The following is a 6,519-nucleotide window of genomic DNA, read 5'->3' as shown; positions in this document are numbered from 1 at the left end:
CTATAAGATGGATGCCATCAACGATTGGGGCAGTGTGCTGGCACTGAGCTATATTGCTGCCCAGCGAACCTATTCGTCATACGGCGACATGGCCCAGGCCAAAGCCATGCTGGAATCTATTGCACGCAGCTTCGGTTACCACTATGGCTTAAAACGCAAGGTCAGGGTAAATACCATTTCACAGTCACCAACCGTAACAACTGCTGGCACCGGAGTTTCCGGATTCAAGAGTTTTTATGCCTACGCCAATTGTATGTCGCCCCTTGGCAATGCTTCGGCCGATGATTGCGCCAACTACTGCATCGTGATGTTTTCTGACCTGACCCGTAAGGTAACGATGCAAAACCTTTTCAACGATGGTGGTTACTCGACCATGGGTATCAGCGATACGTTGATATCCAGTTGCTTTACTTGCCAGGGTGAATGCTTTGAAGATCCTGATGAAAGGGATAAGATCCTGGGAGAAAAGAAGAAATAACGAATGATACCGGGTCAGGAAAAAAAACAGAACTGAGACCATGGTAAAGTTGAATCAGATTACCCGGTACATTTCTTAAAGTATTATTTTTGCCCGCCTGTTTTCTTAAAACAGGTGGCTAAGCAGGAGAATGAATTGTATGAATCCAAAATAAATGAATGCCAATGAATATTCTTGTTTGTATAAGTGTTGTTCCCGACACGACGACGAAAGTCAAATTTGCAGATGACAACACACGCCTCGATACCACGGGTGTCCAGTGGGTCATCAATCCCTGGGACGAGTTGTCGCTTACGCGTGCCCTCGAATTGAAGGATGACGCTTTGTCCGGGGTTAAACAGGTTAGCATTGCCCACGTTGGGACTGCTTCTTCCGAGCCTACCCTCAGGAAAGCCCTTGCCATGGGCGCCGACAATGCCTACCGGGTAAATGCTGAGTTGAATGATGCCTTTCAGGTTGCAGCCGGACTGGCTGAAGTGGTGAAAGCCGGTCAATTTGATATGATTCTCTGCGGGATTGAGTCGAGTGATTATAACGGATCAAATGTGGGTTCCATGCTTGCTGAGCTGCTTGACCTTCCTTCCGTTTCGGCCATATCCAGCCTGAAGGTTGAGAACGGACAGGCCCAGATCATTCGTGAGATTGATGGAGGCAAGGAAGTGGTGGGTGTTGCATCCCCCTTTGTTGGGATTGTCCAGAAGGGTATTGCCAAGGAACCACGGATAGCCTCCATGCGGGGTATCATGCAGGCACGTACCAAGCCTATCCAGGTGATGGAGGCTCCGTCAGCAGAAGCGGTTACGCGGGTGATCCGTTTTGAACCACCGCAGCCACGTGCCAACTGTAAGTTCATCGACCCGGATCATGCCAAAGAGTTGATAGCCTTGCTGCAAAACGAGGCCAAACTTCTGTAAGGTTTCCTGCAGCGTTTACGCTGATTTTTTAATGTATTAACGAAGAAATTTCCAAACATATGTCAGTATTAATTTATGCCGAGAATTGGGACGGCCAATTCAAGAAACTTACTTTCGAACTTGCTTCATACGGGGCCAGGGTTGCCGAAATGCTTGGCACCACATTGGTGGCGGCATCCATTGGCAAGGTGGAAGAAAGCCAGCTGAAGCAGCTTGGCCATTATGGGGTTGAAAAAGTGGTTGTGGCCGATGACGGCCAATTAAAGCATCTGGACAGCCAGGCCTATGCACGGGTGATTGCCCAGGCAGCGCAAAAAGAAGGCTCCACAGTGATCATTATGGCCAGCAACAATGCCGGTAAATCGATCGCCCCCAGGCTTTCGGTCAGGCTGAAGGCTGCCCTTGGATCGGGTGTTAATAAACTTCCCGTAAGCACCGACCCGTTTATTGTCAATAAGAAAGTATTCTCGGGCAGCGCCTTTGCCCATCTATCCCTTGACACCCCGGTGAAGATCATCACCCTGTTGCAAAATTCATTCGATCTTGTTGAGAATCCGGTGGATATTGCCATTGAGCAGATTCAGGCAGATCTGGGTGGTGCTGATGTGAAGACCCAGGTGAATGAAGTAAGGAAGCAGGAAGGCAAGATCCTTCTGACGGATGCCGAGATCGTCGTTTCAGGTGGCAGGGGGATGAAGTCGCCTGACAACTGGAAGCCCATCGAGGAACTTGCCGAATTGCTGAATGCCGCCACTGCCTGTTCAAGGCCTGTTTCGGATGAAGGCTGGAGGCCTCACGAAGAACATACAGGGCAGACCGGAAAAATCATCGCCCCCAACCTTTATTTTGCCATTGGTATTTCTGGCGCCACCCAGCATTTGGCTGGTGTCAGCTCTTCGAAATATATAGTGGCCATCAACAATGATAAATCAGCCCCGATATTTGAGGCTGCGCAATATGGTATTGTGGGTGATGCCCAAAAAATATTGCCCCAGCTCATTGAGGCGGTGAAGGAGATCCGGAATAAATAACCATTGAATTGCCCCTGACGGTCTTATGCCGTCAGGGGCAAGGTTTTTCTGGCCAGTTCAGTCACTTATCCCCAAAACAAATCAAAATTATGCTCAGCCAGATTCTTTTTTCAGCCGCCTTACTCCTTACCCTCGGGATATTCGGCTATACCACTTCACGTTATGTAAAGCTTTTCAGGATGACCAAGCCTGATTTTCCCGTAAGGGATATTGGCAAGCGCATCCTGCTTACCCTGCGGGTAGCCCTCGGGCAATCGAAGATGTTCCGTAAACCCTTTACGGGTTTTATGCATGCCTTGGTGTTCTGGGGCTTCCTGGTTATTCTGGTTGGGAGCATTGAAATGGTCATCGATGGCCTTTCGGGAACAGAACGTTCATTGAAAGTCCTGGGTGTTCTCTATGATGTGATCATTGCTTCAGGCGATGTCTTTGCCCTCGTGGTTGCCATTGCCATCCTTGTGTTTATGGGACGAAGGTTATTTCTGCACGTGAAGCGCTTTGAAGGGATTGAGATGAAACATATCTCGCACATGGACGCGAAGGTTGCCTTAACGATCATCCTGCTCCTGATGCTTACCCTGCTTGGGATGAATGCCAGTTATGTGACCCTGAAACTGGCCGCTAATGAACCTGTCCATGGTGTTTATCCCATCAGCCAATACCTGGCTGGCCTGCTGCAAGGAATAAGTTCTTCACAACTGCACCTGCACCACGAAATACACTGGTGGGCACATATCCTGCTTATATTCTTCTTTGCCAACCTGTTGCCGTACAGCAAGCACTTTCACGTGTTCATGTCTGTGCCCAATGTCTTCCTTTCACGCCTCGATCCCCTGGGTAAACTGCCCAATATGGATAGCATCACCCGGGAAGTGAAGCTGATGATGAACCCTGAGACCGCCTTTGCCCCGGTGGAGGGGGAGACCGCCCCGGAACGTTTCGGGGTAAAGGATGCAGAGGATGTGACCTGGAAGAATTACCTGGACTCGCTGGCCTGCACAGAATGTGGCAGGTGTACTTCGGTTTGCCCAGCAGCCATTACGGGAAAGATGCTCTCACCACGCAAGATCGTGATGGATCTTCGCTCAAGGATGCGCGAAAAAGGGAAAGGCTTGATCAGCCAGGGAAGGGCATTCTCGGACAACAAGTCGCTGTTGCGTGATTACATCAGTGAAGAAGAACTTTGGGCGTGCACAACCTGTAATGCTTGCGCCATGGAATGCCCGATCAACATTAACCATCCCACCCTTATCGTTGATTTGCGGCGATACCTGGTGATGGAAGAAGGCTCAGCGCCAGGGGAGTTGAAATCAGTGTTCAACAACATTGAAAACAACGGTGCGCCCTGGCAATATTCACCAGAAGACCGCCTGCTCTGGGCAAAAGACCTTGAAATAAAAAAATCGTAAGCCAAAACAATCCAACAGGAATCAGCATGGAGACCATTAAAATAGAAGTCCCGGTAATGGCCGATCTTTTTTCCCGCGGGGAAAAGCCCGAATATTTATTTTGGGTGGGATGTGCCGGGGCTTATGACGACCGTTATAAAAAAGTGGCTGCCGCCTTTGCAAAGATCCTTTCCTACCTGGAAGTGAATTATGCTGTGCTGGGTAAGGAAGAATCCTGCACCGGTGACCCGGCCCGCCGGGCTGGCAATGAGATGCTCTACCAGATGCAAGCCTTGCAGAACATTGAACTTTTCAAAGCCTACGACATCCGGAAGATCATTACCATCTGCCCGCATTGCTATAACATTTTCAAAAATGAATACCCCGATCTGGGCGGTACGTATGAGGTGATCAGCTATGTGGACTTTCTGGATGACCTGATGAAGCGGGGAGAACTGGAACTTGACACTGAAAGGCTCGGGGGCATCACCATCACCTATCATGACCCCTGTTACCTTGGCCGCGGCAACGGCATTTATGATGCGCCACGCAGGGTGCTTAAAGCAGTATCTGGAAACCTGGTGGAAATGCACCGGAACCGCAGCTTTGCCCTTTGTTGCGGGGCAGGAGGGGGGCAGATGTTTAAGGAAGCCGAAAAGGGGGACAAGGAGGTATTCATTGAAAGGACCGAAGATGCCCTGAAAACTGAAGCCTCAATCATAGCAACAGCCTGTCCTTTTTGCATGACTATGATGACGGATGGTCTGAAATATAAGAACAGGGAAGAAGACATTAAAAATCTTGATATTGCCGAACTCATTGTGCAGGCAATGGGAATTTAAATAACCTAAAACGTATAACCTACAAATGGAGAAAACAAAAAACCTGAAAAGCGGAGAATTTTTGGTAAAGGAAGTCAGTGTTCATGACATTTTTGTACCCGAGGAATATAATGAAGAGCAATTGATGATTGCTCAAACCTGTAAGGATTTCATTGAAGCCGAGGTATATCCTCACCTGGATGAACTGGATCAGGGCAACCGGGAACTGATGAAGGAAATCCTGAAGAAATCGGGTGAACTCGGACTGATGGGCATTTCCATTCCTGAGGATTTTGGTGGATTTGGTCAATCTTTCGTGACCCAGATGCTAGCAGCCGAGACCATTGGTGCCGGATATTCCTTTTCTGTGGCCTTTATGGCTCACTGCGGCATTGGGACGCTACCCATTATGTATTACGGCAATGAAGAACAGCGACAGCGTTACATCCCGCAGCTAGCCACCGGCGATTTGCTGGGTGCCTACTGCCTGACCGAGCCAGGAGCAGGTAGCGACGCCAACTCAGGGAAAACCACCGCTATCCCCACGGAAGATGGGAAACATTATATTCTGAACGGACAGAAGATGTGGATCACCAATGCAGGCTTCTGCGACACACAGATCGTCTTTGCCAAGGTAGAAAATGACAGGATTCTGAGTGCCTTTATCGTGGAGAGTGATATGCCTGGTGTAAGGATTGGTCCTGATGAGCATAAGATGGGCATCAAGGGTTCATCTACTGCACAGGTTTATTATACCGACGTAAAAGTTCCTGCCGAAAACATGCTGGGGGCGCGGGGCGAGGGATTCCGCATTGCCCTGAGCATTCTTCACATGGGCCGTATGAAACTCGGCGCCAACGTGATCGGTGCAGCAAAGAAAGCCATCACTGATTCAGTGAAATACGCTAACGAACGCAAGCAGTTTTGTGTACTGATCTCTAGCTTCGGCGCCATTCAACACAAACTGGCAGAAATGGTGATCCGTACCTATGCCCACGAATCGGCCATTTACCGGGTCAGCAAGGATATTGATGACCTGATGGATGACCTGAAAGCACAGATGCCTGATGCCGGTAGGGCTACCATTGAAGCCATCAGCCATTACGCTGTGGAAGATGCGATATTGAAGGTTTATGGCTCTGAGATGCTTGATTATGTAGTGGATGAAGCCGTCCAGATTCATGGTGGAATGGGTTATTCTGCTGAGATGAATGTGGAACGTGGTTACCGTGACTCAAGGATCAACCGGATCTTTGAAGGTACCAATGAGATCAATCGCTTGCTGGTGGGAGATACTGCTATTAAACGCGCCCTGAAAGGCGATTTCGACCTGTTTGGACCTGCTGAAGCCTTTTATAATCATCTGGATAGGATTGATGATGGAGTAATTCCTGGAGAGGATTACTTTAAGGAGAAACAACGCTATGTCAAAAACTTCAAGAAAGTTGCCCTACTTTGCATTTATGCTGCGAACAAGCAGTTTTCGAAGAAACTGGTTCGCGAACAGGAAGTGATGATGAACATTGCCGATATGATCAGCGAGCTCTATATTGCCGAATCCCTGGCCTTAAGGGTCGAGAAGATCCAGAGCCTGAAAGGGGAGGGGGCAGGATTATATAAAGAAATACTCGATGTGTTTGTTTATGATGCCGCCAATAAGATTCGCACTTATGCCCTCGATTGTGTGTATTCCCTGCCGGAAAAGGAAAAGGAAGATAAGCTGGTGAAAGCAGTGGAGGTTTTGACACGGGTCAAAGGCACAAATGTCAAGGAAGTCCGCCGCAAAGTTGCTGCCAAACTGATAGAAGATAACGAGTACAGGTTTTAAAGCAAGCTGAATCCAATAAAAAAGGGATCACCCGGAAGGTAGATCCCTTTTTTATTGGG

Annotated in this window: 5 protein-coding genes and 1 pseudogene; all 6 read left to right on the top strand. The window is 48.7% G+C overall.

Annotated elements, in window-relative coordinates; genetic code table 11:
- The 6 genes and pseudogenes from V2I46_05550 (at window position 1) to V2I46_05525 (ending at window position 6,460) form a co-directional block, all read left to right on the top strand.
- Window positions 1-385: pseudogene (locus V2I46_05550) on the top strand (SDR family oxidoreductase).
- Window positions 386-642: 257 nt separating this feature from the next.
- Complete coding sequence (locus tag V2I46_05545; protein MEE4176956.1) at window positions 643-1,392, top strand: electron transfer flavoprotein subunit beta/FixA family protein; 750 nt, start codon at window positions 643-645, stop codon at window positions 1,390-1,392.
- A gap of 59 nt (window positions 1,393-1,451) precedes the next feature.
- Window positions 1,452-2,423 (top strand): electron transfer flavoprotein subunit alpha/FixB family protein, encoded by a 972-nt coding sequence (locus V2I46_05540; protein ID MEE4176955.1) that lies wholly within the window; start codon window positions 1,452-1,454, stop codon window positions 2,421-2,423.
- An 89-nt stretch (window positions 2,424-2,512) separates the two neighbouring features.
- Window positions 2,513-3,832, top strand: coding sequence for a 4Fe-4S dicluster domain-containing protein (locus tag V2I46_05535; protein ID MEE4176954.1), 1,320 nt, complete (start codon window positions 2,513-2,515; stop codon window positions 3,830-3,832).
- Between the two features lie 26 nt (window positions 3,833-3,858).
- Complete coding sequence (locus tag V2I46_05530; GenBank protein ID MEE4176953.1) at window positions 3,859-4,653, top strand: (Fe-S)-binding protein; 795 nt, start codon at window positions 3,859-3,861, stop codon at window positions 4,651-4,653.
- 25 nt (window positions 4,654-4,678) lie between these two features.
- Window positions 4,679-6,460 (top strand): acyl-CoA dehydrogenase family protein, encoded by a 1,782-nt coding sequence (locus V2I46_05525; protein ID MEE4176952.1) that lies wholly within the window; start codon window positions 4,679-4,681, stop codon window positions 6,458-6,460.
- Window positions 6,461-6,519 lie beyond the last annotated feature (59 nt).

This window comes from Bacteroides sp. (genome assembly GCA_036351255.1).
In the GTDB taxonomy this organism is placed as follows: domain Bacteria; phylum Bacteroidota; class Bacteroidia; order Bacteroidales; family UBA7960; genus UBA7960.
Note: the sequence above shows the minus strand (reverse complement) of the source record. Positions and strands in the feature narration are given on the sequence as shown.